The organism is Sulfurovum iocasae (assembly GCF_047716765.1).
Lineage (GTDB): Bacteria > Campylobacterota > Campylobacteria > Campylobacterales > Sulfurovaceae > Sulfurovum.
Map to the genome: position 1 here is coordinate 1,226,872 of NZ_CP180410.1, position 22,284 is coordinate 1,249,155.

Genomic DNA, 22,284 nt, shown 5'->3' on the forward strand with positions numbered 1-22,284 from the left:
CTAAATTTAATCATATAAAATACCAGTCATGAATAAACAAAATTTTTACGGTTTTTTACAAAAACAGATTTTATGGATGATAGGTCTCTCTGTAATACCTGGCTTAGTGTACATTGCACTGGGATGGATGCATGATATACTTATACCGGCATTGATCTGGTATATCTTGGTCATTCTGGTATCAGCGTGGGGATGGCAGATCTATAAAGAGTTTCAACTAGAAGAGATGGATGTAGATAAGCTGAAAATATGGTATCAAAAACTTACACTTTTTTTCTATATTATCTTTGGATTATGGACCCTTATTTTTCTTTTATATGCAGGTGAAGTAGAGAATAAACTGCATTATATTGCCATTTTCACCCAAATAGGTGCATCTGTTGTAGCATCAACACTGCTGTTTTCAGATAGAAAACTCTTTTTTCCTGTTTTATTGATCTTAATGTTGCCTTTAACAATATATTTCATGTTGATAGGAGAATTCTATGGTGATATTCTTTCTGTCTTCTCTCTTGTTTTTTTGGGAGTATTGGTCTACGCATCAGATAACAGTTATAACCTGCTCCAGAAGAATTATTATCAGGCACAACATGATGCATTAACAGGTTTGTATAATCGTCGTTATTTTGTAAATTATATGGATCATGTGATCAAGAGAGTACAATTTTCTAAAAAATGTACCTATATCTTGCTTATCGATCTTGATCACTTTAAAACGATCAATGATTCACTCGGTCATGAGTTAGGAGATAAAGTTCTTAAAAAAGTTACAAAACGAATTAAAGACTATTGTGAAGATACACATATGATCGCTCGTTTAGGAGGAGATGAATTTACAATAGTAAGTAATAAATTATATGAGGGTGAGAATTGTCAGGAAATTGCATCCACTTTTGCTAAGGAGTTGTTGCAGATCATGAAGGAACCTTATGTGATCGATCGTCACCATCTATATATAAGTGCAAGTATCGGTGTCAATAGCATAGGACATGCATCAATAGAAGCCAGACAATTCATTAAAGAAGCAGATATTGCAATGTATCAGGCAAAAGCACAAGGTCGTGACGGGATCATACTGTTTAATGATGAGTTGGCAAAACAGGTTGAATATCATCTTGAAATAGAACGCAGACTCTATTTTGCTTTGGAACATAATGAAATTGAATTACGTTACCAGCCACAGCTTGACAGGGAGCAGAAGATCATAGGTTGTGAAGCACTTGTTCGCTGGAATAGTCCAAATTTTGGATCTGTATCACCGGGTGAATTTATTTCGATCGCGGAGAAGACAGGGCTGATCATTGAATTAGGGAATCATATTATTGCAGAGGCTTTTAAAACGCTGCAAGCATGGGATAAAAAAGGCTTGGAATTAAAACAGTTTTCGATCAATATCTCTGTAAGACAATTTTTACACAGCACATTTTTAGATGAAGTTAAGCACTTATCTGAAAAGTATCTCAATGAAGAGACAAGGAAGAAAATTATTTTTGAAGTGACAGAGACGCTTCTTATTGAAGATATGTATAGAATTATTGTGATCATTAATAAACTTAAGCATTTGGATTTCTCTTTTTCCATGGATGATTTTGGAACAGGGTATTCATCACTAAGTTCTTTACGGGAAATGCCTATAGATGAATTGAAAATAGATCGTTCTTTTGTGAGTCATTTGGGTGAGCGTGAATCTGATGAACTGATGATCACCACGATCCTCTCTATGGCGAAAATATTTGACCTGAAAACGGTAGCAGAAGGTATAGAGACTGAAGAGCAGTTTAAGTTTTTGTTGAAAAATGGCTGCGATATTTTCCAGGGGTATTATTTCTCAAAAGCATTATCAAAAGAGGATTTTGAACTTTATTATAAAAAAGTTTCTTTGAAGTACTAATTACATAATATATTTTATTTTGTTATAATAAAACAAAAGGAGTTATTATGGAAAAACCAATGATCGCGGATAATAATCCTATTAAAACCTCTCTCGAAGCGGGTAAAGAATATATGTATTGTGCATGCGGACGTTCAAAAACGCAGCCGTTCTGTGATGGAAGTCATGAAGGCACTTCTTTTACTCCTCTTGCATTTACATCAAAAGCTACAACACAAAAGTGGGTCTGTGCATGTAAACATACAAAAAGCCCACCATATTGTGACGGTAGCCACCAGAAATTTACAGCTGAGGATATTGGAACTATACCTGACGTTTAATACGCTTGAATCATATCATCCTCAATTCTATAATGGTTGAGGATAACTAGCTTAAAACTTTTTTACTCTACTCCTAAATACCCAAATCTTGACTTTTTTATACTTATGTGATATCATTAAATAAAGTTGAGTCGTTAGCTGTAAAGGTTGATCAAGAAAGGAATGAAAATGACTTATCATGGAAATATGAAATATTATAAAAAAGAAAAAGGAAAAGAGAGGATCATCTGTTTACTCTGTCAGCATTATTGTAAGTTGAAAGAGGGACAAATAGGTATCTGTGGTGTTAATAAAAATGTAGATGGAGAATTGGAAAACCTTGTTTATGGTCATCCTATCGCTCTCAATGTTGACCCGGTAGAGAAAAAACCGCTTTATCATATGTTGCCAGGCAGCAAGGCACTCTCCTTTGGTACGGTGGGGTGTAATTTCAAATGTCCGTTCTGTCAAAACTGGGATATCTCTCAAGAGACCAAGATCAATAAAGAGATAGAAGTGAGTCCGAAACAAATGGTAGATTTGGCACTGGAACATGGAGCAGAGTCGATAGCGTATACCTACAATGAACCGACGATCTTTTACCCTTATGCAAAAGATATTGGGATCATCGCCAAAGAGAAAGGACTTAAAAACATCTTTGTAAGTAATGGTTTTGAATCTGCAGAGATCGTAGAAGATATGGCAAGCTGGGTTGATGCTGCCAATATAGACCTTAAAAGCTGGGATGATGCCTACTACAAGAAAGTACTCAAAGGTGGACTTGAAGCGGTCAAAGATACACTTAGAAAAATGGTAGCTGCCGGGATCTGGGTTGAAGTGACGACACTGCTTATCGAAGGGGACAATGACAGTGATAAGGATCTGACAGAGATGGCAGAGTTCATAGTCAATGAACTTGGAAAGCATGTCCCTTGGCACTTGAGTGCTTTTCATCCGGACTATAAAATGCTAGATCATGAGAGAACGAAACTGGAAACACTTCAACGTGCTAAAAAGATCGGTCAAAAAGCAGGACTTGACTATATCTATCTTGGGAATGTACCTGTACATGGTGATACACACTGTCCAGAGTGTGGAGAGTTGCTTATAGACCGTACAGGCTACTCTGTTACGGTCAATAAGTTAACAGAAGGACACTGTCCTAAATGTAACAAAGCAATAGAAGGAGTATGGTCATGAGTACAAGAGAAACATCTGTTGCCGGACAATTTTATCCGGCTGACCCTAATGAAATTGAGGCAATGTTTGAACATTACAACAAAATATTGGATGAACACATCAAAGATAATGATATTCTGCAACTTAAACCAAGAGCGGTCATCGTGCCGCATGCAGGGTATGTCTATAGCGGTTTTACTGCCAATATCGCATTGAGGTTGTTAGGTAATACTGACTGTAAGCGTGTCGTAGTGATCGGGCCGAGTCATCGTGTTGCCCTTAGAGGTACATCTATTTCCGAGTATGACAGTTATGAGACACCACTTGGTTCATTGCCTGTTGACAAAGCATTGGTGAGTGAACTTAAAGAGAGATTTGGTTTAATGTTTATGCCTGAAGCACATCAGGAGCATAGTACCGAAGTGCAGATACCATTTATTAAAACATATGAACCGGATGTTTCAGTGGTTGAGTTGGTTTATGGGGATGAATATCCGGCAAACTTGGCAGAGGTTATCGAGTATCTTCTTGAGGATCCTGATACGGCAGTGGTCATTAGTACTGATCTGAGTCACTATTATGATATCAAAAAGGCTAATTCACTTGATAATATCTGTTTGAATGCTGTTAAGAAACTTAGTACTGTTGAGTTACATCAAGGGTGTGAAGCCTGTGGAAAGATCGGTGTGGAAGCCATGCTGACCGCTGCTAAAAAGAGCGGCTTGAAATCCATACTGCTTGATTATCGTACCAGTGCCGATGCCAGTGGTGATGAATCACAGGTGGTCGGCTATATGAGTGCAGCATTTATACCAAATTAAATGGGAGTAGAGAATGGATAATATAAAGAATACACTTTTAATACTGGCACGTGCTTCCATCGCAGAAGCAGTAGGGTTGCCATACACTCTTGACTTGGAGGCACTTTTGGAAGAGAACCCAGGGCTGGAAGAGCAGGGTGCTTCATTTGTAACACTGACGACAAGTGGAGAGAGATTGAGAGGGTGCATCGGTTCCATAGTAGCACATCAAAAACTCTATGAAGACATCATCCATAATGCCAAGAGTGCTGCAATGGATGATCCGAGGTTCCCTTCCCTAACACAGAAGGAGTTTGACGGTATCACAGTAGAGGTCTCAATTTTGAGTGAGCCTGAGCCTTTGGAATATGATTCTATAGAAGAGCTAAAGTCAAAGATCCGTGTCGGGATAGACGGAGTGGTTCTAAAGTATGGTGTCTATCAGGCTACTTTTCTGCCACAAGTCTGGGATCAACTGCCTACTTTTGAACTTTTCTTCTCTCACTTATGCCAAAAGGCAGGTATGGAGGCAAACTGTCTTGTAAGAATACCTGAGATCCTTACCTATCAGGTTGAAGAGTATAAGGAAGATTGATGCAAAGTATGCAAAATCAAGCTATGGTTCAAGAGATAATGCAGGCGTTTGACGTACGTACAGGATTAATAAGTGCTGCGGTAAATCCTAAAAGATATCTCTGGACAGATGCGTTTGCAGTATGTAATTTTTTAAGACTCTATCAGGATAGTGGCGACATTAAATATAAAGATCTGGCTTTAAAGTTGGTTGATCAGGTGCACCATATACTCGGACGGCATAGAGAAGATGATGCTCGAAGCGGGTGGATCAGCGGTCTGAATGAAGAGGAGGGTGAAAAACATCCTACCATTGGTGGATTACGTATAGGAAAGCCCCTGAACGAACGAAAGCCGGGAGAACCTCATGACGAACAGTTGGAGTGGGAGCAGGACGGGCAGTATTTTCACTACCTGACCAAATGGATGCATGCACTCGGCCGGGTTACCCAGGTAACGGGAGATCATCGATACAACCACTGGGCGATAGAGCTTGCAAAAACTGCACATGCCAAATTTAGTTACAGACTCCAGGGACATATGGAAAAGCGTATGTACTGGAAGATGAATATTGAGCTGAGCCATCCTTTGGTCTCCTCGATGGGGCAGCATGATGCACTCGATGCGTTTATCACTTATCAGGAACTTGCAGTTATTGCAGCAGGTGATCCTGAAAGATCAGAGGATACTGATCTCAGTACAGAAATTGCAGATGCTCTGAGTATGTGTCATAATATACACTGGATGACGGATGATCCGTTGGGGATCGGAGGCCTCCTTTCTGATGCCTACAGACTGACACAGCTTATTATCCATAGCGGTTTGGAGGGGGAGGATATGCTCTTAAAACTGCTGCCCACGGCTAAAGAGGGTTTGGATGCTTTTCTGAATACAAATATATTGAGCTATCCGGCAGAGTATCGTCTTTCGTTTCGTGAAATGGGACTGGCGATCGGTTTAAAAGCGATCAAAAAGATGTTACATCTTTTTCCTGACGAGCCATTGGTTAAAAATCTGGAACAGTATCAGTCACTTGCAGATGAGATCATCCGTTTTTGGTTATCAAAAGAAAATCAACAAAACAGTACCTGGCAGGAGCACATCGATATCAATAGCGTAATGTCGGCAACTGCACTTGCCCCAGAAGGGTACCACGAATTTCATAAAGGAGAAGAGCATGGAAAGTAAGCAGGAACTTATTGATTCGATGATTTTGAGGGGTATGTTGGATAGTCCTCATATCATTGATGCATTCAGGGAGGTAGACAGAAAATATTTTGTTCCCGAGTCATTTGAAGATCATATTTATATCGATGCTCCATTGCCCATAGGAAATAACCAAACGATATCTCAGCCTTCTACTGTTGCGTTCATGTTAGAGAAGCTTGAGCCTGGAGAGGGTGACAAGGTACTTGATATCGGTTCAGGTTCAGGATGGACAACAGCACTGCTCTGTCATATTGTGGGAGACAAGGGGAGTGTTACGGGGCTTGAAAGAATGGATGCGTTGGTAGATCAGGGAGAAGAGAATCTTGCGAAGCTTCAGTTTGGCAGTCACTGCCGCATCCAAAGAGCAGGAGCGAAGCTTGGTCTGCCGGGTGAACAGTTCGACAGGATCCTTGTTTCTGCAAGTGCAGATGAAATTCCCGAAGAACTCTTTTTGCAGTTGAAGATAGGTGGAATTTTGGTAATACCCGTAAGAAATTCCATCTTCAAATTTAAAAAAGTTTCCGATACCTATGTAGAGAGAGAAGAGTTTTACGGATTTGTATTTGTACCGTTGATATATTAAAAAATATTAGAAGAGAGAGAGATCCTATGGCAGATACTTTATCTCTTTCTCACCAGTTTTAGTGAAAAGGTATATAGGCAAAGCCATTATTTTGTGCTTCTATGAGGTAGTGGACTTTATTTTTTTTGTGTTCAATATACGTGTATAGGGTTGCAGGAGTTATATTTCGTTTTTTCATCCCAGCTGAACACATATGAAACTGAACATCATAATTTTTTTGAAGATCAGAGAGTATAGGTTCCAGCTTTTGTTGTGCAGCGATAACATCTATGGTATTGTATGGTGAGTTTTTTAGATCTTTGATGAAAAACTTGTAAGCATCACCAGATATAACAATAATACTCTTCAGTGTTTTGTTTTGATCTTTCATTTTATCACTGATCATACGAATATTCCAAACAACTTTATCTTTAAGTACTTTGGCATTTTCGCTTGTCAGGTCAAATACGGCTTTGTGAATGTTATGATCTGTTGCATACATAAAAACAGTAGTAAATACTAAAAATTCATTGTCTTTTTCATTATTTATCCTTTTAATTATTCAGTGGATTCATTTTACAGACATTGCAATGAGATGTATCGCCATACCATAAGATGTTGAATTGTTGTAGCGTGTAAGTACTTTAAAGTTTCTTCCTGCCATCCAAATGTCATCGTGTGTTGTGTTACGTGTTTTTAATAGGTAAGCTCTGGACTCATTAAATGGCTTTGTAGGCTTGATACCAGCTTTATGTATGGTCTTAGTTGCAATGGTACGTCTATGGCTGGTTTTAAGCTTACTAAAACGTTTTCCCTTGAAGTTTGTCGGAACTGCAACAATGTTTCCATTGCGCCATTTGTTCTGATGCATGAATTTTGCAATAGATCCAATACAATCTTCTAGATCCCAGGGATCAGTAATACCGTCACCATTAAAATCCGATCTGTGTTTACGGGCAACAGAAGGTACTTGCTGTACACAGCCCATAGCTCCGGCAAAAGAACCTTCGAGCTTGGTAATTTTATAACCTTTTTCACGTGCAAACAAAAAGAGATTTTTGAATTCGGATTTAAAAAACTTTTTCATACGATTTGGATGAAATGCCAGAGTTGCCAAGGAGTCAAGTATATTATAATCACCCGTGTATTCTCCAAATTTGCTCTCTACACCTATGAATCCAACAATATAGTTCATATCTATATGATATTGTTTACTGGCTCTGCGTAACGTTCTGTAGTATTGCTTTTTAAATTTCTTTGCTTTTCTTAAACTTTCTTTGTCAAGCACATGCGCTTTATAGCGTTCCCATGAACCATTTGTTGTTCCTACTTTATACCTGCCGGTGTATCTGGCTAAAGTATCTCTATCCAGTTTTGCATGTTTCATTACAGAAGTCATATAGGAACGTTTGAAATGGTATTTTTTTACCATCATATTGATGAAGTTCTGTACCTCTTTTTTAGCTAGGTAATTATAGGGGATAGGGGGTCTGTCATCGTTTGCCATCAGAAGAAATGGTAGTAGTGCGGTGAGTAATAGTAGTTTGAATATTTTCATTATTATCCTTGTATATTATTTAGTATCAATAGGCTGTCTCGATAGATAGGTTCATCTATGAATCCATATTTATCATCCATGAATCCATTAATACCTTTAGCTGCATTAGTTTCAAAAACATTTTTAATATGCATAGCCCTCTCTAAATAATATTTATTAATACTAAAAACTTCATTGGCTATCTGAACTTGCTTCGGACCCATACAGGCTTTACTTTCAAAGCCCATCATTTTCTCATGCTCACACCATGCTCTGAAGGTCTCTGTGTCATTGTACTCCTGGAACATAAAAGAGATTGGGTGTATGCCTGCTGTTTTGGCATCGACTAAAAACTTAGAGAGAATGTAGTCTATGGTAGGGTTTTTAAGCGTGACTATGGACTGGGGCAACCCAAGGGATGTCAGTAGGTCTAAGATGCCTAAATTTGCCGTTGTAAGGCGTTCATCTATGCGAAGAGTACTTAAGTTCTCAAAAGCTTCTTTTGTCTCCAGTGAGATATGTAACTCTTTATCTTTAGAGAGCAGGGTAAGTGCCTGGGCTATTTCTGTTTGGTTCTTTACTTTAGCTACACGTATCGCATCAAAACCAAAATTATTGAGAAAAGTTATTTCCTCAGCTCCACCTTCACCCAGAGGATTGGTTCGCACGATGATGAAAGAGTTAGACTTTTCCATATGTGAGAGAAAAAGAGCAATGTTGTAAAGGGCTTCTTTTTTACGAGAGGGAGCAATGGCATCTTCAAGATTAAGAGTGATCATATCTGCATCACTCTCATCCATACGGTTAAGGTGTTTAAGATTGAGAGGGTTCAGCATCATGTTTGAACGAAAGCGTTTTGATCTGTGCTTTGGCTTTTTGACTGTACCAAAGTGATCTGGATACGTTTCTAACGGGAGGTTCTCTAAAAAGTTTAAGTCATTGAAAATCATAGAGTTATGATAGCAAAAAATATTTAATTACTGCCCCTCTTGCAGATATTTAATGACATCCTCAACATAGGAGTAATCTTTAGCATCCTTATCATATATCAGATAGAATTTTCTGTACATGGGTTTGTTTTCGATACGTGACTGGAATAGTACCTCCTTGTCAAGTTCATCTTCTATAGCAAGTTGAGAGACGATCGTCACAGTAGGGTGCTCACTGTTTGGCTTTGACCACTTGATGCCCTGTATTGCTGAAGTGGCATTATCAATTTCAAATAAGGAATCGAAAGTTTCATAAGAGAGTCCCAACTCTTCAAAAAAGTGTGTGATAAATACTCTGGTAGGGGAGTTAACATTTCTGCAAAGCAGTTTGCAGTGACTCAATTCATCTTCTCCCAATGGCTCTTGCAGAGGTATTTTTGAACAAACGACCAACTCATCTTCCATCCACTCTTTGTAGACCAGTGCATCATCAAAGATAGGAGACTCTATGAGTCCAAGGTCAAGTTCTTTCTTTTTGACACCTTCAATGATCTTATCACATGTGGCGATAGTCAACTTTATTTTACTATTGAGCCTTTCACTAATATTTATCAGAGGATCACCTGGAAGAATATGTGTACCGATAGTAGGTGATGTTCCTAAATTGAATGATTTATTCATTAATTGACCTTATAATTCTTATAATCTAAATGATAAGGTAGTAGTTCTTATGGTTTGCTTTGTTTGTTGCAAAAATAAGATTTTTGTTGCTGTATAAATTTTTTTACCAATAATTTACGGAGCATGAAAAAACTTGTTAAGTTTATTTGACATGATCAATCAAAAATATGAATCTTACTTTTATTGAAATAGAGACCACAGTATTTATGTAACTATTACAGTATAATACTTTAAAAATATTAAGGCACCAGGAAATGAATAAACTCTTTTTAGTATGTATGTTTTTCACTGTTTCATTATTGGCGAGGCATGACGCTTACCCAACCAAAGAGTGCCCTGCATTCAACAATATGAAACACAGTAAAAATACACATGCTGTACATCTGAATACTACACAAAAATATACCATACTTAAGTACCATAAAGGACAGGCTCTTATTCTTATAAAAGGTGAACAGCCGGCCCAGAGATGGGTGGATGATGAGTGTTTTTCTAAGAGTGGAAATGGTTCCAATCCAATGAATGTTAAAGAAGTTGAGAGTGGAGTCGTAAGTATAGAAGATGAACTTTCAAAAGCTTCTGTAAACGTGGATTTAACGAAAGATACTAAAAAATATGAATATAATAATCCAAAACTCTCACAACATAATCTCTTGGCATTGAGTTGGCATAATGCTTTTTGTGAAACACATCGGTATAGAAAAGAGTGTAAAAGATCTTTGCTTCCTTTTGGAAAAGGTAAGTATAGAGAGAAGCATTTCGTATTACATGGACTATGGCCGCAGCCTAAAAGTAAGATATATTGCAACGTTGATAAAAGCTTGGTTGCTGCTGATAAACATAAACAGTGGCGTGACTTACCCTGCTTGGCTATGGATGAAGAGACTGAAGATAGGTTAGAAAAAGTGATGCCGGGATATGCTTCTGATCTTCATAAGCATGAATGGATAAAACATGGTACTTGTTATGGGACAGAGGCAGACAGATATTTTCGTGATGCCATTTCTCTGACAGAGCAGATAAATGATTCTAAAGTAGGAGATTTCTTTACTAAGAATATCGGTAAGCATGTGACACTTAAACAGGTAAGACATCTGTTTGACAGAAGTTTCGGTATTGGTGCAGGGAAGCGAGTAGAGATGAAGTGTAAAAAAGGACTTATCACAGAACTTTGGCTACACCTTGGCAGTGGAAGTGATGACCTCTCTGTACTTTTAAAACGAGGAAAACCGATACGGAGCCGTTGTCAAAAAGGGCTTATAGACAGGGCTGGATTTTGAGCGATAAAGTAGAAGTATTAGAAGCACTGAAGCATTCCAATGTCTTTCTTACTGGTGGTGCAGGAGTAGGGAAGAGTTACATAACCAATGAGGTGATCTCTGATTACCGTAAAAGAGGCAAGCAAGTGGTCTCTTTGGGTTCTACGGGAGTAAGTGCAGTGAACATTGGTGGTTTTACAGTACATAGCTTTTTTGTCTTTGGCATAGCTTCCAACTTTGATGAATTGGCAGCAGGAGATAAACGAGCGAAAAAAAGGCTCTCTGATCTCAAAAAAGTACTCAAAGCTACAGATCTTATCATTATCGATGAGATCTCTATGGTGAGTACGGACCTACTCGATATGATAGCGTATAGGCTGAACAACTACGGTTACCTCGGGAAAGTGCTTTTTGTTGGAGATTTCTTTCAGTTGCCACCCGTACAGAAACAAAATGGTAGAAATGATGTCTTTGGAGCTAAACTCTATGCCTTTGAGAGTATGGCATGGGAACGCTTTGACTTAATGGTTATAGAGTTAAGCAAGATGAAGCGTACCACAGATGCAGAGTTTACGCATATCCTTTCCAAAGTGCGAAAAGGGCTCTGTGATGAAGAAGTAGTAAATTATATGACAAGACTCTGGAACACAGAAGGGATGGAGAAAGACCCGACATACCTGTATGGTCGCAATCTTGAAGTAGAGCAGACCAACAGAGCTAAGATCAATGAACTTGATACAGAAGAGACTATACTCTTCGCAAATATCGAAATGTTTGGAAAAGTGCATGAGAAGAAGCTGGCTGGCTGGAAAAATATGCTGCCTATCTCTGAGCAACTCACACTTAAAGAGGGTGTTCCCATACTTTTTACGGTGAATAAATGGGGTAAATTTGTAAACGGTGAGAGAGGTACACTCAGGAAGATAGAGGAAGACCATCTCATCGTAGAGAAAGAAGATGAGTTTGTCAGGGTAGAACGACATGAGTTTGACCTGCTTGACATGGTAGTCACGGATGATGGTACCATAGAGACGATGTCTCTTGCTACACTTTCACAGTTCCCTTTGAAGCTAGCCTATGCCGTTACCATTCATAAATCACAAGGAATGAGCATAGACAACTTGGTGTGTAACGTAGATAATATCTTTGCACCTAGCCAGTTTTATGTAGCTATCTCACGTGCGATAGATCCTAAAAAGTTGAAGTTGGATTTTAACAAGGGAGATCTGACACAGTATTTGAGTAGGGTGATCAATGTAGATAAACGGGTGATAGAGTATTATGAAAAGACAAAATAATAAAAAGCTTTTTATATACACTCTATTTGTATGGACTACACTCAATGCCCATGTTGATGAAAAAGTACTTTATGCCTTTGAAAAAGCATGTATGTCCTGTCATGATACCTATGAGAAAAATAAAATAGCCCCACCACTCATTGCGGTCAATCAAGTCTATCTGCGACTGACTGACGGTAATATGACCGTGGCTATGGAACGCATAAAAACCTTTTTAGCTGCTCCGAGTAAAGAGCGTACTTTGATGAAGCCTGCGGTTAAACTGTTTGGTGTGATGCCAAAGCTTGAACTCACAGAGGAAGAGATGAGAGACTATGCTCAGGTTCTTATAGAGACAGAGTTTGAGATACCTGAGTGGTTTGATGAGCATTATAAAACGCATGAATTAAAAAAGCCACAAGAGAATAATAGTTCCAAATAACACTATCAGAGGCAGATATTAGAAATAATTTGCTAAGATAAGAATATAAAAATAATTACCATTAAAAGGAAAGAAATGAAATTAACTAAAATACTACTAACTGCACTCGTTACTCTCGCATTTACAACAACAACAAATGCTGAGGGGTACAAATTTGGAGTCTGTAAAAGGGCTGAAACATCATTTTGGGATACGATTGTAAAGGCTAACAATAGTGCAGATCAATCCTTTATTGAAAGTCTTGGGGAAAAAGATCAGATAGCGTATTATAAGACGACATTAGGGGAAATGAAGCTAAGCATTGCTGAAGTGAGAAATAGATGTAAAGGTGTTGCCTCGAAAGATATAGTTGATGCTTATGAAAAAAAGAAAAGTGAAATACAAGATAGACTGAATGCTTTATAGAACGCTGTAAATATTCAATCAAATCACTATACGGAGGAAGCTACAGGAGGATAACAACTCCAAGTAGCTTTTTTACTTCTTACCCCTTGATCCCATCAGCTCTTGGCGCAACCAAAAATCCAAAAAATACTTTAATATACAAGATAAAAGGAATGGTCCAAATAATAGCGGACCAAAGATAAAGCTCACTTGTATAGGCTTCAAAAAATGGGATCAAACCTCTCATAAGTGTGGCAACGATGATCAAGATCACCATCAGATGTGTGTAGATATTTGATGTCAAATGTCGCCCTGTATGTATCCACCCGATGATGATCATGATCATCAAGTAGGTAAGTCCATACCCTCCCGTTGTAATAAAGTGTCTAAAGTGATTAATACCGTAAATATCATCATTGAGTATATCCCACCCCATCAAAGCATACCCTGAACCTATCAATACAAAAATAGCTGAAAGATAGAGGATATAAGGCTGATTCCAAATAAATTTATCTTCTAAATTATAATCACTTGTGATGGCTAAAATGGCAGCACCCGTGGCTAAGCCCAACCAGCCTAAAGCAGAGTTTTCAGGATAAAGGAACTCTACAAGTGTAAAGAGTATGACGGTGAAAACAGCCAGATTTGTCAAAGGTGGTCGTGCGATATAGATGTCGTCTATATCTTTATCTTCCATAAGCTCATTAACTGCTTCCATATTTACTCTTCTCATTGCAAGTAAGATAAGCACTACATGTGCACCCAAAGCGATCTTGAGTATATCCATGGCAGGGGTTTGTGCAAAACCTGCCTGAGCAGCGAAGAACCATGTCTCAATGATAAACAGAGCTACAAGAGCATAGCCTAAACTTGCATGTCTTTGAAGTCTGTCAAGTACTACATCTTTCGCAAACCATATAAGCCAACCCAGCATTGCAAGGTTTAAAATCGCAGCGACATACACACCTGTAATATCTATAAACCAAAAGCTTAAGCGTCCGGCAACCCATAAGATCATAATGTATTTAAGTCGCTTACCGATAAATGGAACAGTACCGGGAAAAAGTTCAGGCAATCCAGTGGTTAAAAATGCCATAACACCAGCTGTGAGTATCCCAAATAACATTTCATATACATGCCATGTAAGCGTATCGTTCATAAATGGTATGTTTATCATCCCGCTCCAAACAAGACCCCATAAAAGCATAGAGAGTACCAAGTAGGGTGCAAGGAGTAAAAATACCGGTCTAAATCCATACGCTAAATATGCTGGTACATTTTTCTCATCAGGGTAATGGAGATAATGGTTTGTAGCGTGTAATTTTTCTTCTTTGATCTCTTCCATTATTTTAGCTCCAATTCAAATGTACTTATAATCTCTTCATTTTGCAATATCTTTGCAGTCTCTGCATAGATGAACTTATCATCCCTATGCTCTTGTGGCAGGTCATAGTTGAATTTTTTTACAATATGCCCGGGGTCTGCTTTGAGTAGTAAAACTTCATCACTCAGACGGATCGCTTCCATGAGGTCATGGGTGATAAAAAGTATGCTTATCTCTTTTTTGCTGATCATCTCTATCAGAACAGTTTGTAATTCTTTTTTAAGTCCAATGTCCAGTGCCGAAAAGGGCTCATCGAGAAAAAGCAATGAGGGCTTCACTACCAATGCTCTGGCAAAACTGACCCTCTGCTTCATTCCTCCACTCAGATCTTTAGGGAACTTATCAAAGTCCTCTTCTTCGAGTCCAAAGACAAGTGCGATCTCTTTGGATTGTTCTATGGCAGATTTTTTGTCTACCCCTTTGGCTAAGAGACCAAGGGCAATGTTGTCTATGACATTTTTCCAAGGCAGTAGCCGGTCTTCCTGAAAGGCAAAGGAGCTGCTTGTGAAACTATTCTCTACAGACCCCTCTTCAACATCAAGCAGTCCTGCACAGAGATGAAGCAGAGTAGTTTTACCTCCACCACTGGGACCCACGATACTAAGTACTTCTCCTTTTTCCAAAGTAAAGTTGATGTCTCTTAATATCTCTGTAAATCCAAAATGATGATTTAACTTTGTAACGTTTAATTTTTCATTTTTCATTTGCTTCTCCATAACTCAACCTCTCTTTTAATAGGCTCTAAAATAATATATTCGATAAACATTAAAGACCCGATCATAATAACCACTAATGCCAACGCAGTTGGTGTATCTAACTGACTCCTAGCTACTGCAAGTGATGCACCTATACCATCACTCGTGGCTAAGAGTTCAGCCATCACAACGATCTTCCAAGCCATACCAAGACCACTCACCCATGCAGGGAAAACATAAGAGAAGATATGAGGGAAATAGACATCAACAAACTTCATATGCCAAGGCAGTTTAAAGCTGTCAGCCATCTCTTGTAGGTCATCCTCCAGTGTTCGTGTCCCTTGCAATGCTCCTACAAATATGATAGGAAAAGAGGCAACGATCACGGTAAATATAACCGTCTCGTCACCCATTCCAAACCATATCATCGCTAAAACAATCCATGCAATAGGTGGCATACCCACCAATATAGTCACAATAGGACGGCTCATCATAGAAGCTGTTGCAAAGAAACCTGCTATAAGACCAAGAACTGTTCCCAGAACCAAAGAGAGTGCAAAACCAATAGAAGCGCGATAAAGCGTAATGTTTATCTCTGCCCAAACCGCATCATCTTGAAGCATTTGAGACAAAGTTTTAAAGGTTTCAAGAGGTGAGGGGAGAACCAAGTTTCCATAGATCTGGTTTCCCACATCCCAACAGGCTATAAAGAGCAAGATAGAAGCCACAGCTCCCCAGCCACTCCATAAGTATGCAGGGAAGTCTTTGAGTATTTTCAGTATAAATTTCATTAGTAGTAAAACCCTTCATCCGGAAGTTTTCCACCAATCGTTTTGGGATTGTTGGATTTTAGAATATCATAGAAAAACTCTAAATCTTTTCTTGCATCTTTAGCAGATACAACATCCAGTTGTGTATGCGCGATGCTGTCAGCTACACCTTCTGCATCCAGCATAGGAATGGTTTTGACCATCATCTCTCCAGCCTCTTTTGGGTTGGCTTTGTACCAGGCTAAAGATTTTGCATACTCTTCATTAAATCTTTTGATCACATGCTCATTTTTGATCATATTACCGATCACAGCCATACCCGCTTCAGGAATTTTACTCTCTACCTTAAATGCTTCTCCCCACTCTTTTTGTAAGTCTGGACCACGGTACAGATCAGGAGCAATAAGTTTCAAAGGAAATGACCCTGTCTTACGCAATGCTATAGAAGTTGCAGGTTCAGCCAGGAGTGCATGGTCAACACGTCGAAGTATCAACATTTGCATCGCATCGATAGGAGAGCTAAGGTAGCGAAGTTTAAAATCTTTTTTAGGATCTAATCCTTGTTTCTTGACTATCTCTTCAAAAACAATGTCTGGCATATCGGCACGAAACGGCATTGCTATCTCACACCCTACAAAATCTTTGAGTGTTTTTTTTGTTTTGTCTCGTGTAAGCATGTTGAGTATGCCCCAAATAGAGACATTGAGCAGTTTTATATCCACCCCTTTATTATAGAGATTTGCAGCAACATTGGTGGGCACAGCCATAAAATCAGCCCCGCCTCTTAAAGTATATGCTCTCAACTCATCAGGACTCTTCCAAAGTTTGAACTCAACCTTCTCGGCCACATCATTCAAAGCACCTGTTTCTATCATATGTATGAGAGGGTGAGAAACTGAAGACATTGGACCAGACAGGATGAGGTTTTCTACTTTTTTTATTTCTTCTGCACTTACATTGAGTACAAACAAGAGAGTAAAAGCTAAGATTATTTTTTTAAACATTTGGTTTCCTTATTATTTTGATAACTATTATTGTTACAGTATGATAATATTCCTTAAAGAATAGTTAAAAATAATAATTGTTATCATTTAACTTTACTTAAGGGTATTTATTTTATAATTCTGAGTGTCATTATCATATAATATATAAAATTTATAATATCAAGGAAATTTAAAATGAAAAGAATAAAAATAACAGCACTCTCTCTAGGATTAATTTTGGGATATACTAATCTTAGTGCAGACATAATGCCAGGCATCAACTCTAAAGGTGGAGGGATACTTCTTCCAGAAGGGAAGATGAAGATGGTCTATAAATATATGCACTTTGACCGTAATAGTATGTTTGATGGTTCAAGCGAAGTACCCAACCTAGAGCAATTAGATGCTGCGGTAAATATTAATCTTTTGCTATTGAACTATGGGATATCTGATACTTTTAATATAGCTTTGGCAGTACCTCATAAGCATATAGAAGCTACCGCAAAACTTGGTCCAAATGATGTAGCCATAGACAATAGTGGCATAGGTGATATCATAGTAATGGGAAGATATAAGTTAACTGATATGAAAGAGGATGGTTATCAGACTGCTTTAAAATTTGGTGTTAAACTTCCTACAGGTTCTACTGATGATGGATTTATAAAAGCACCACCCTTTGCTCTCAATGTTAATACACCTATGCCTACACAAATGGGAACAGGTAAGGCAGAATATAAACTGGGAGTAGGGGTATCAAAACTATTTGACGGCGGGAGACTAGATGCTGGTACTATGTTTACCTATAGACCTAAAGCAGAACATGATTATGACTTTGGAAATGAGCTTAGTTATGATATAGGATACATGCATGCGCTTACTGACAAGTTTAACGTAGGGCTTGAGTATAATGGAAAATACAATTCTAAAACAGATATGGGTCAGGATACGAATCCAATATTACGCCAAATGTTGCCATTTAAAGCATTTAGTGGTACAGTTGGGTACCTAACACCTCAAGTGCAGTTTTTACCGTTTGGAAAGCCTAAAATACACTTGGATGTCGGTATGTCATTTTTGCTTCATAAAAATGTGAAAGAGTATCAACCATTAGAGAAAGAACGTTTTATTGTTCGGTTTGGATATTTGTTTTAATCGTAGATTACTGCGGGGTGAATAGCTCTACAGTTCAATGTATTAATCTTTGCTGCTAAAATATATAAATTAACATTATATTTTACATCCTCGTCCGGCAATATCTTCTAAGCTTGATTCTCGAAACATTTTTTGCAGCAGCAATTTTGGTTCCATCCATTGATCGTGAAGGGCACATTTACACATACCATTACAAAATCCTATACCTAAGACACATTGCTCATCTTTAATGGAATCATTAAACACATCTAAAATATCACCAACCATTATATCGGAGCTTTTCTTTTTTAATTTATATCCGCCTTCTCTTCCTCTTATGGACTCTACTAAATCAACTTTCACAAGATCAGTCATGATTTTAGTCAAAAACTTATAAGGTATATAGAGTATCTCAGCTAATTCTGTAGCATTAAGTTGAGAATCTTTTTTATCTGCCATATAAGCTAAAATTCTTATAGCATATTGTGATGTATTACTCAATTGCATGTGACCCCTTTATATCTTCATTTATACGTCATATTATAATATAAATATTTTAATTACTACTTAAAGGTAGAATTAATAAAATCTTGCTAATATTTCAATTACTACTTAAAGGTAGAATTTAAAAAAGGATTATCTATGACTGAGCGTATAACGAAAAGTATGGCTAAAAATATTTATTATGGTGGTGGTACATTTGCACTGTTAATATTTATTGCTCTTACTTTTGACACTGTACATCAAATACCGGAACGATCAAATGAAGTAAATATGACTGAAAATGTTGTAGCGGGTAAAAAACTTTGGGAAAATTACAACTGTGTTGGTTGTCATACCATTATAGGTGAAGGAGCATATTATGCACCGGAACTTATGAATGTATTTAATAGAAGAGGGGCTTCAGACGAAGTAACTTTTAAAGCATATATGCAAGGTTGGATGGCGGCACAGCCGTTAGCTGTACCAGATAGAAGAAAGATGCCACAATTTAATTTAAGCAATGAAGAGGTAGATAGCCTTTCTGATTTCTTGATTTGGACATCAAAAGTAAATGCCAATGACTGGCCACCAACAATTGAAGGGTAGGGAGAATTTATGAAATATACTTCACAAGCGGTCGCAAAACCGTATTTTATTTTTGCATTGATTCTTCTGGCAGGAGAGATTTTATTTGGTTTGCTTATGGCAATACAGTATGTATATGGTGATTTCTTATTCCCGTTAATTCCATTTAATGTTTTAAGAATGGTACATACAAATTTATTGATAGTACTTTTATTATTTGGTTTTATGGGTGCTACTTATTACTTGATTCCTGAAGAAGCGGAAAGAGAACTTTGGAGTCCAAAATTAGCTATGGTTACTTTTTGGGTATTCTTAGTAGCTGGTGTTGCTACAATTTTAGGTTACCTATTTGTACCTTACGCAACGTTGACAGAGATTACGTTTAATGAACTTTTACCTACTATGGGTAGAGAGTTTTTAGAACAACCACTGCCTACAAAAGTTGGTATAGTACTTGTGGTTGTATCATATATAGTTAACACAGGTATGACTGTACTGAAAGGGAGAAGAACTGTTATTACAACGGTTTTACTTACTGGTTTACTAGGTCTTGCTGTATTCTTTTTGTTTGCGTTTTATGTTCCAGATAATCTTGTTATGGATAAATTCTTCTGGTGGTTTACTGTTCACTTATGGGTTGAAGCTACTTGGGAGCTTATAATGGGTGCTATTTTGGCATTTGTACTTATTAAAGTTACTGGTGTTGATAGAGAGCATATCGATAAATGGTTATATTTGATCATTGCTATGACTATGGTTTCTGGTATATTAGGGACTGGACATCACTTCTTCTATATGGGTGCTCCTGAGTACTGGTTATGGATCGGGTCTATCTCATCTGCTGTTGAACCTTTGCCATTTTTCTTAATGATTCTTTTTGCATTTACTATGGCAAGAGACAGAAAAATTCAACATGACAATGAGATGGCACTTACTTGGGCAAAAGGGACTGCGGTTATGGCATTTATTGGAGCTGGAGTTTGGGGATTCTTTCACACCTTAGCACCTGTTAATATGTATACGCATGGTACTCAGCTTACTGCTGCACATGGACACTTGTCTTTTTATGGTGCGTATGTCATGATCGTATTTACTGTGATCTCTTATGCAATGCCTATTTTAAGAGGTCGTCCTCATGGTAATTGTAAAAAGGCACAAAACGTAGAGTTAACTTCATTTTGGATGATGAATATCGGTATGATGGGTCTTACATTGGCTCTAAGTGCTGCTGGAATTGTTCAAATTATTGATTCAAGAGTAGGAACTGATCTTATAGGATTTATGGAATCAGCAGAATCAATTTCAAGTATTTTTGTGATTCGTGCCGGATTTGGAGTACTTGTTCTTCTAGGACTGTTTACTTACTTTTATAGTTTCTTTGTAAAAGAAGAAGCGTAACAGTGTCTGGGATAGATTAACATGATTCATTATTGGCTTGAACTTGAAGAGAGTATTGGTAAAGTTTGGGATAAATACCTAAACAAAAAAGTGCACAAATTTCATGAAGATGAGAGAGTGTATTTCGCCGATATTAGTAAGTCATTAAACATTTTTCATCACCTCCTCGGTGGTGAAAAAGGTAAAGATCTACAAGTGACAGATAAAAGATATGTCGATACTTCACGAACCTTATTGCAAAAAATATCATTCTTGGGTAAAGAGTTCTATCTTACATGGCAAGATGAAGATTCTATCTATCTGCCTGCATCATTTGCGTATTTTCCTACAAAAGAACAAAATGAGATGCTCTATTATTGGCTTATAGCTATGTCAACAAGGGTTAATGTCACAGATGAAAATCTCATAGATCAGAATCAAACTGCAATGCTCTATCTCACCCATAAATATAGTGGTTTTAAAATATTTTATGAGAGTGCCAGTGAATATTTGATGGATAAATATGAACAATTATCATTTATTAAATCCTTAGAAAGCCAAACCAATAAAGATCTAATAAATGATTACCCAAATCCTATGTGGATATATCCTTCTGCCTTAACTTTAAACAAAGCAAATAACACAGGTGATGGGGAACAAGAAGACCCAACAAGAGAAGAAGACAAAGACCAAACTGATACTCTTGAAATGAAAAAACAGACCAATCAGATAGATGATAAACATGAAACAGATGGTTTCTTAGCTTTTTTACCAGAATCTTTAATGAGTATTTTTGAGCAGGTAAATGTAGATAGAATGGAAGATGACAGCTTTGATGAAGATGCACTCTATCATGCCGAAGATCTGGATGAGATAACCATAGGGCAGAAACAGGCAAATTTATCATCACGTATTAAAATGGATTTAGAGTTACAACCCGATACAACTGTTATCTATCCACTTGGCAAAGGTCATTACATAGATGAGTGGGATTATCTTAAAAGTGAATACCTTATAAATTATGTTCGTATTTTACCTCAAGTAACAACCAATGTCATACCTATAGAATTACCCAAAAGATTAAGAAAAACGGTACGAAAAATCCAGGGAGAGTTGGACCTGTTGGCACTTGACCGTATAAAAAATGACAATCTTCCTTATGGAGATGAGATAAATATGGATAGTTGGATCGAGTATAGCGGGCATCAAAATAAATCAATGCATCATCAAAAGTTTTATACGACTTTTGAAAAAAAGACAAGAGATATGGCTACACTTATTTTAGCAGATATTTCACTCTCTACTGAAGGTGGTATCACACAAGAGGTAAGGATAATAGATGTCATAAAAGATTCTCTTATGGTATTTAGTGAAGCCTTGGAAAAACTCCAAGATAAGTTTGCCATCTATACTTTCTCATCACTGCAAAATAAAAAAGTATATTTTAGCATTATAAAAAACTTCAAAGACAAATACGATGATTTGATCCGTGGGAGAATAGACACGATCAGACCAGAATATTATACTAGAATGGGTGCAGCCATACGAGAGTCTGCAAAGATCTTAGATAAACAGCAAAGTGCCAATAAACTACTCTTGATCATCAGTGACGGTAAGCCAAATGATGAAGACAGATATGATGGAAGATATGGCATAGAAGATACAAAAAAAGCAATTGAAGAGGTGAAACAAAAAGGTATTACCCCTTTTTGTATTACTGTTGATCTTGATGCCAAAGAGTATCTAGGCTATCTATTTGGAAGAAATGGCTATGCAGTGGTAAGAGATGGTCAGAAATTACCAAAAATACTTACTGAAGTGTATATAAATTTAACGAAATAAAAAAGGAAAAAA

At 37.5% G+C, this 22,284-nt stretch carries 24 protein-coding genes; 15 read left to right on the forward strand and 9 right to left on the reverse strand.

Going from position 1 to position 22,284, the window contains the following annotated elements; genetic code table 11:
* The first annotated feature begins 28 nt into the window (after nt 1-28).
* From ACLHDG_RS05920 to pcm, 7 genes are all read left to right on the forward strand, one after another.
* The gene (locus tag ACLHDG_RS05920) at nt 29-1,891 is read left to right on the forward strand and encodes a putative bifunctional diguanylate cyclase/phosphodiesterase (protein ID WP_415408068.1); all 1,863 of its coding nucleotides are present in this window, start codon (nt 29-31) and stop codon (nt 1,889-1,891) included.
* A 47-nt stretch (nt 1,892-1,938) separates the two neighbouring features.
* Nucleotides 1,939-2,211: a CDGSH iron-sulfur domain-containing protein gene (locus ACLHDG_RS05925; RefSeq protein WP_415408069.1), complete on the forward strand. Its 273-nt coding sequence runs from the start codon at nt 1,939-1,941 to the stop codon at nt 2,209-2,211.
* A 168-nt stretch (nt 2,212-2,379) separates the two neighbouring features.
* Nucleotides 2,380-3,390: an AmmeMemoRadiSam system radical SAM enzyme gene (gene amrS / locus ACLHDG_RS05930; RefSeq protein WP_415408070.1), complete on the forward strand. Its 1,011-nt coding sequence runs from the start codon at nt 2,380-2,382 to the stop codon at nt 3,388-3,390.
* A complete protein-coding gene (gene amrB, locus ACLHDG_RS05935) occupies nt 3,387-4,190 on the forward strand; it encodes an AmmeMemoRadiSam system protein B (protein WP_415408071.1) in 804 nt (267 codons plus the stop codon). The genes amrS and amrB overlap by 4 nt, the downstream gene beginning before the upstream one ends.
* 13 nt (nt 4,191-4,203) lie before the next feature.
* Nucleotides 4,204-4,764, forward strand: coding sequence for an AmmeMemoRadiSam system protein A (gene amrA, locus ACLHDG_RS05940; protein ID WP_415408072.1), 561 nt, complete (start codon nt 4,204-4,206; stop codon nt 4,762-4,764).
* The gene (locus ACLHDG_RS05945; protein ID WP_415408073.1) at nt 4,764-5,930 is read left to right on the forward strand and encodes a hypothetical protein; all 1,167 of its coding nucleotides are present in this window, start codon (nt 4,764-4,766) and stop codon (nt 5,928-5,930) included. The genes amrA and ACLHDG_RS05945 overlap by 1 nt, the downstream gene beginning before the upstream one ends.
* Nucleotides 5,920-6,534 carry a protein-L-isoaspartate O-methyltransferase gene (gene pcm, locus ACLHDG_RS05950; protein WP_415408074.1) on the forward strand — a complete coding sequence of 205 codons (615 nt, stop codon included), beginning with the start codon at nt 5,920-5,922 and terminating at the stop codon, nt 6,532-6,534. The genes ACLHDG_RS05945 and pcm overlap by 11 nt, the downstream gene beginning before the upstream one ends.
* A 58-nt stretch (nt 6,535-6,592) precedes the next feature.
* Here the strand turns inward: pcm and ACLHDG_RS05955 are convergent, their stop codons facing one another.
* From ACLHDG_RS05955 to ACLHDG_RS05970, 4 genes are all read right to left on the reverse strand, one after another.
* Complete coding sequence (locus ACLHDG_RS05955; RefSeq protein ID WP_415408075.1) at nt 6,593-7,015, reverse strand: DsrE family protein; 423 nt, start codon at nt 7,013-7,015, stop codon at nt 6,593-6,595.
* A 69-nt stretch (nt 7,016-7,084) separates the two neighbouring features.
* Complete coding sequence (locus ACLHDG_RS05960; RefSeq protein WP_415408076.1) at nt 7,085-8,071, reverse strand: lytic murein transglycosylase; 987 nt, start codon at nt 8,069-8,071, stop codon at nt 7,085-7,087.
* 2 nt (nt 8,072-8,073) lie between these two features.
* A complete protein-coding gene (locus tag ACLHDG_RS05965) occupies nt 8,074-9,000 on the reverse strand; it encodes an HpcH/HpaI aldolase/citrate lyase family protein (RefSeq protein WP_415408077.1) in 927 nt (308 codons plus the stop codon).
* 27 nt (nt 9,001-9,027) lie between these two features.
* Entirely contained in the window at nt 9,028-9,660 is a 633-nt protein-coding gene (locus ACLHDG_RS05970; RefSeq protein WP_415408078.1) for a LysR substrate-binding domain-containing protein, read from the reverse strand.
* A gap of 254 nt (nt 9,661-9,914) precedes the next feature.
* Here ACLHDG_RS05970 and ACLHDG_RS05975 point away from each other — a divergent pair, with 254 nt between their 5' ends.
* The 4 genes from ACLHDG_RS05975 to ACLHDG_RS05990 all read left to right on the forward strand — a co-directional run bounded on the left by ACLHDG_RS05975 (nt 9,915) and on the right by ACLHDG_RS05990 (nt 13,043).
* On the forward strand, nt 9,915-10,940 hold the full coding sequence (locus ACLHDG_RS05975) for a ribonuclease T2 family protein (RefSeq protein ID WP_415408079.1): 1,026 nt from the start codon (nt 9,915-9,917) through the stop codon (nt 10,938-10,940).
* Nucleotides 10,937-12,217: an ATP-dependent DNA helicase gene (locus ACLHDG_RS05980; RefSeq protein ID WP_415408080.1), complete on the forward strand. Its 1,281-nt coding sequence runs from the start codon at nt 10,937-10,939 to the stop codon at nt 12,215-12,217. The genes ACLHDG_RS05975 and ACLHDG_RS05980 overlap by 4 nt, the downstream gene beginning before the upstream one ends.
* Nucleotides 12,201-12,638 (forward strand): hypothetical protein, encoded by a 438-nt coding sequence (locus tag ACLHDG_RS05985; protein ID WP_415408081.1) that lies wholly within the window; start codon nt 12,201-12,203, stop codon nt 12,636-12,638. The genes ACLHDG_RS05980 and ACLHDG_RS05985 overlap by 17 nt, the downstream gene beginning before the upstream one ends.
* A 75-nt stretch (nt 12,639-12,713) precedes the next feature.
* Complete coding sequence (locus ACLHDG_RS05990) at nt 12,714-13,043, forward strand: hypothetical protein (protein ID WP_415408082.1); 330 nt, start codon at nt 12,714-12,716, stop codon at nt 13,041-13,043.
* A gap of 79 nt (nt 13,044-13,122) precedes the next feature.
* Here ACLHDG_RS05990 and ACLHDG_RS05995 read toward each other — a convergent pair whose 3' ends face one another.
* From ACLHDG_RS05995 to ACLHDG_RS06010, 4 genes are read right to left on the reverse strand one after another with little or no spacing between them, the layout of a single operon-like run.
* Complete coding sequence (locus ACLHDG_RS05995) at nt 13,123-14,367, reverse strand: NnrS family protein (RefSeq protein ID WP_415408083.1); 1,245 nt, start codon at nt 14,365-14,367, stop codon at nt 13,123-13,125.
* On the reverse strand, nt 14,367-15,110 hold the full coding sequence (locus tag ACLHDG_RS06000; protein ID WP_415408084.1) for an ABC transporter ATP-binding protein: 744 nt from the start codon (nt 15,108-15,110) through the stop codon (nt 14,367-14,369). The genes ACLHDG_RS05995 and ACLHDG_RS06000 overlap by 1 nt, the downstream gene beginning before the upstream one ends.
* A complete protein-coding gene (locus ACLHDG_RS06005) occupies nt 15,107-15,892 on the reverse strand; it encodes an ABC transporter permease (protein ID WP_415408085.1) in 786 nt (261 codons plus the stop codon). The genes ACLHDG_RS06000 and ACLHDG_RS06005 overlap by 4 nt, the downstream gene beginning before the upstream one ends.
* A complete protein-coding gene (locus ACLHDG_RS06010; RefSeq protein WP_415408086.1) occupies nt 15,892-16,875 on the reverse strand; it encodes an ABC transporter substrate-binding protein in 984 nt (327 codons plus the stop codon). The genes ACLHDG_RS06005 and ACLHDG_RS06010 overlap by 1 nt, the downstream gene beginning before the upstream one ends.
* A 174-nt stretch (nt 16,876-17,049) precedes the next feature.
* Here ACLHDG_RS06010 and ACLHDG_RS06015 point away from each other — a divergent pair, with 174 nt between their 5' ends.
* Complete coding sequence (locus tag ACLHDG_RS06015) at nt 17,050-18,006, forward strand: transporter (RefSeq protein ID WP_415408087.1); 957 nt, start codon at nt 17,050-17,052, stop codon at nt 18,004-18,006.
* 75 nt (nt 18,007-18,081) lie between these two features.
* On the opposite strand, the gene ACLHDG_RS06020 is transcribed toward ACLHDG_RS06015, so the two are convergent.
* Entirely contained in the window at nt 18,082-18,492 is a 411-nt protein-coding gene (locus ACLHDG_RS06020; protein WP_415408088.1) for an RrF2 family transcriptional regulator, read from the reverse strand.
* Between the two features lie 135 nt (nt 18,493-18,627).
* Between ACLHDG_RS06020 and ACLHDG_RS06025 the strand changes: the two genes are divergently transcribed.
* The 3 genes from ACLHDG_RS06025 to ACLHDG_RS06035 are packed head-to-tail and all read left to right on the forward strand — an operon-like array spanning nt 18,628 to nt 22,272.
* A complete protein-coding gene (locus ACLHDG_RS06025; protein ID WP_415408089.1) occupies nt 18,628-19,074 on the forward strand; it encodes a c-type cytochrome in 447 nt (148 codons plus the stop codon).
* 9 nt (nt 19,075-19,083) lie between these two features.
* On the forward strand, nt 19,084-20,451 hold the full coding sequence (locus ACLHDG_RS06030; protein WP_415408090.1) for a cbb3-type cytochrome c oxidase subunit I: 1,368 nt from the start codon (nt 19,084-19,086) through the stop codon (nt 20,449-20,451).
* A 21-nt stretch (nt 20,452-20,472) separates the two neighbouring features.
* A complete protein-coding gene (locus ACLHDG_RS06035; RefSeq protein WP_415408091.1) occupies nt 20,473-22,272 on the forward strand; it encodes a nitric oxide reductase activation protein NorD in 1,800 nt (599 codons plus the stop codon).
* Nucleotides 22,273-22,284 lie beyond the last annotated feature (12 nt).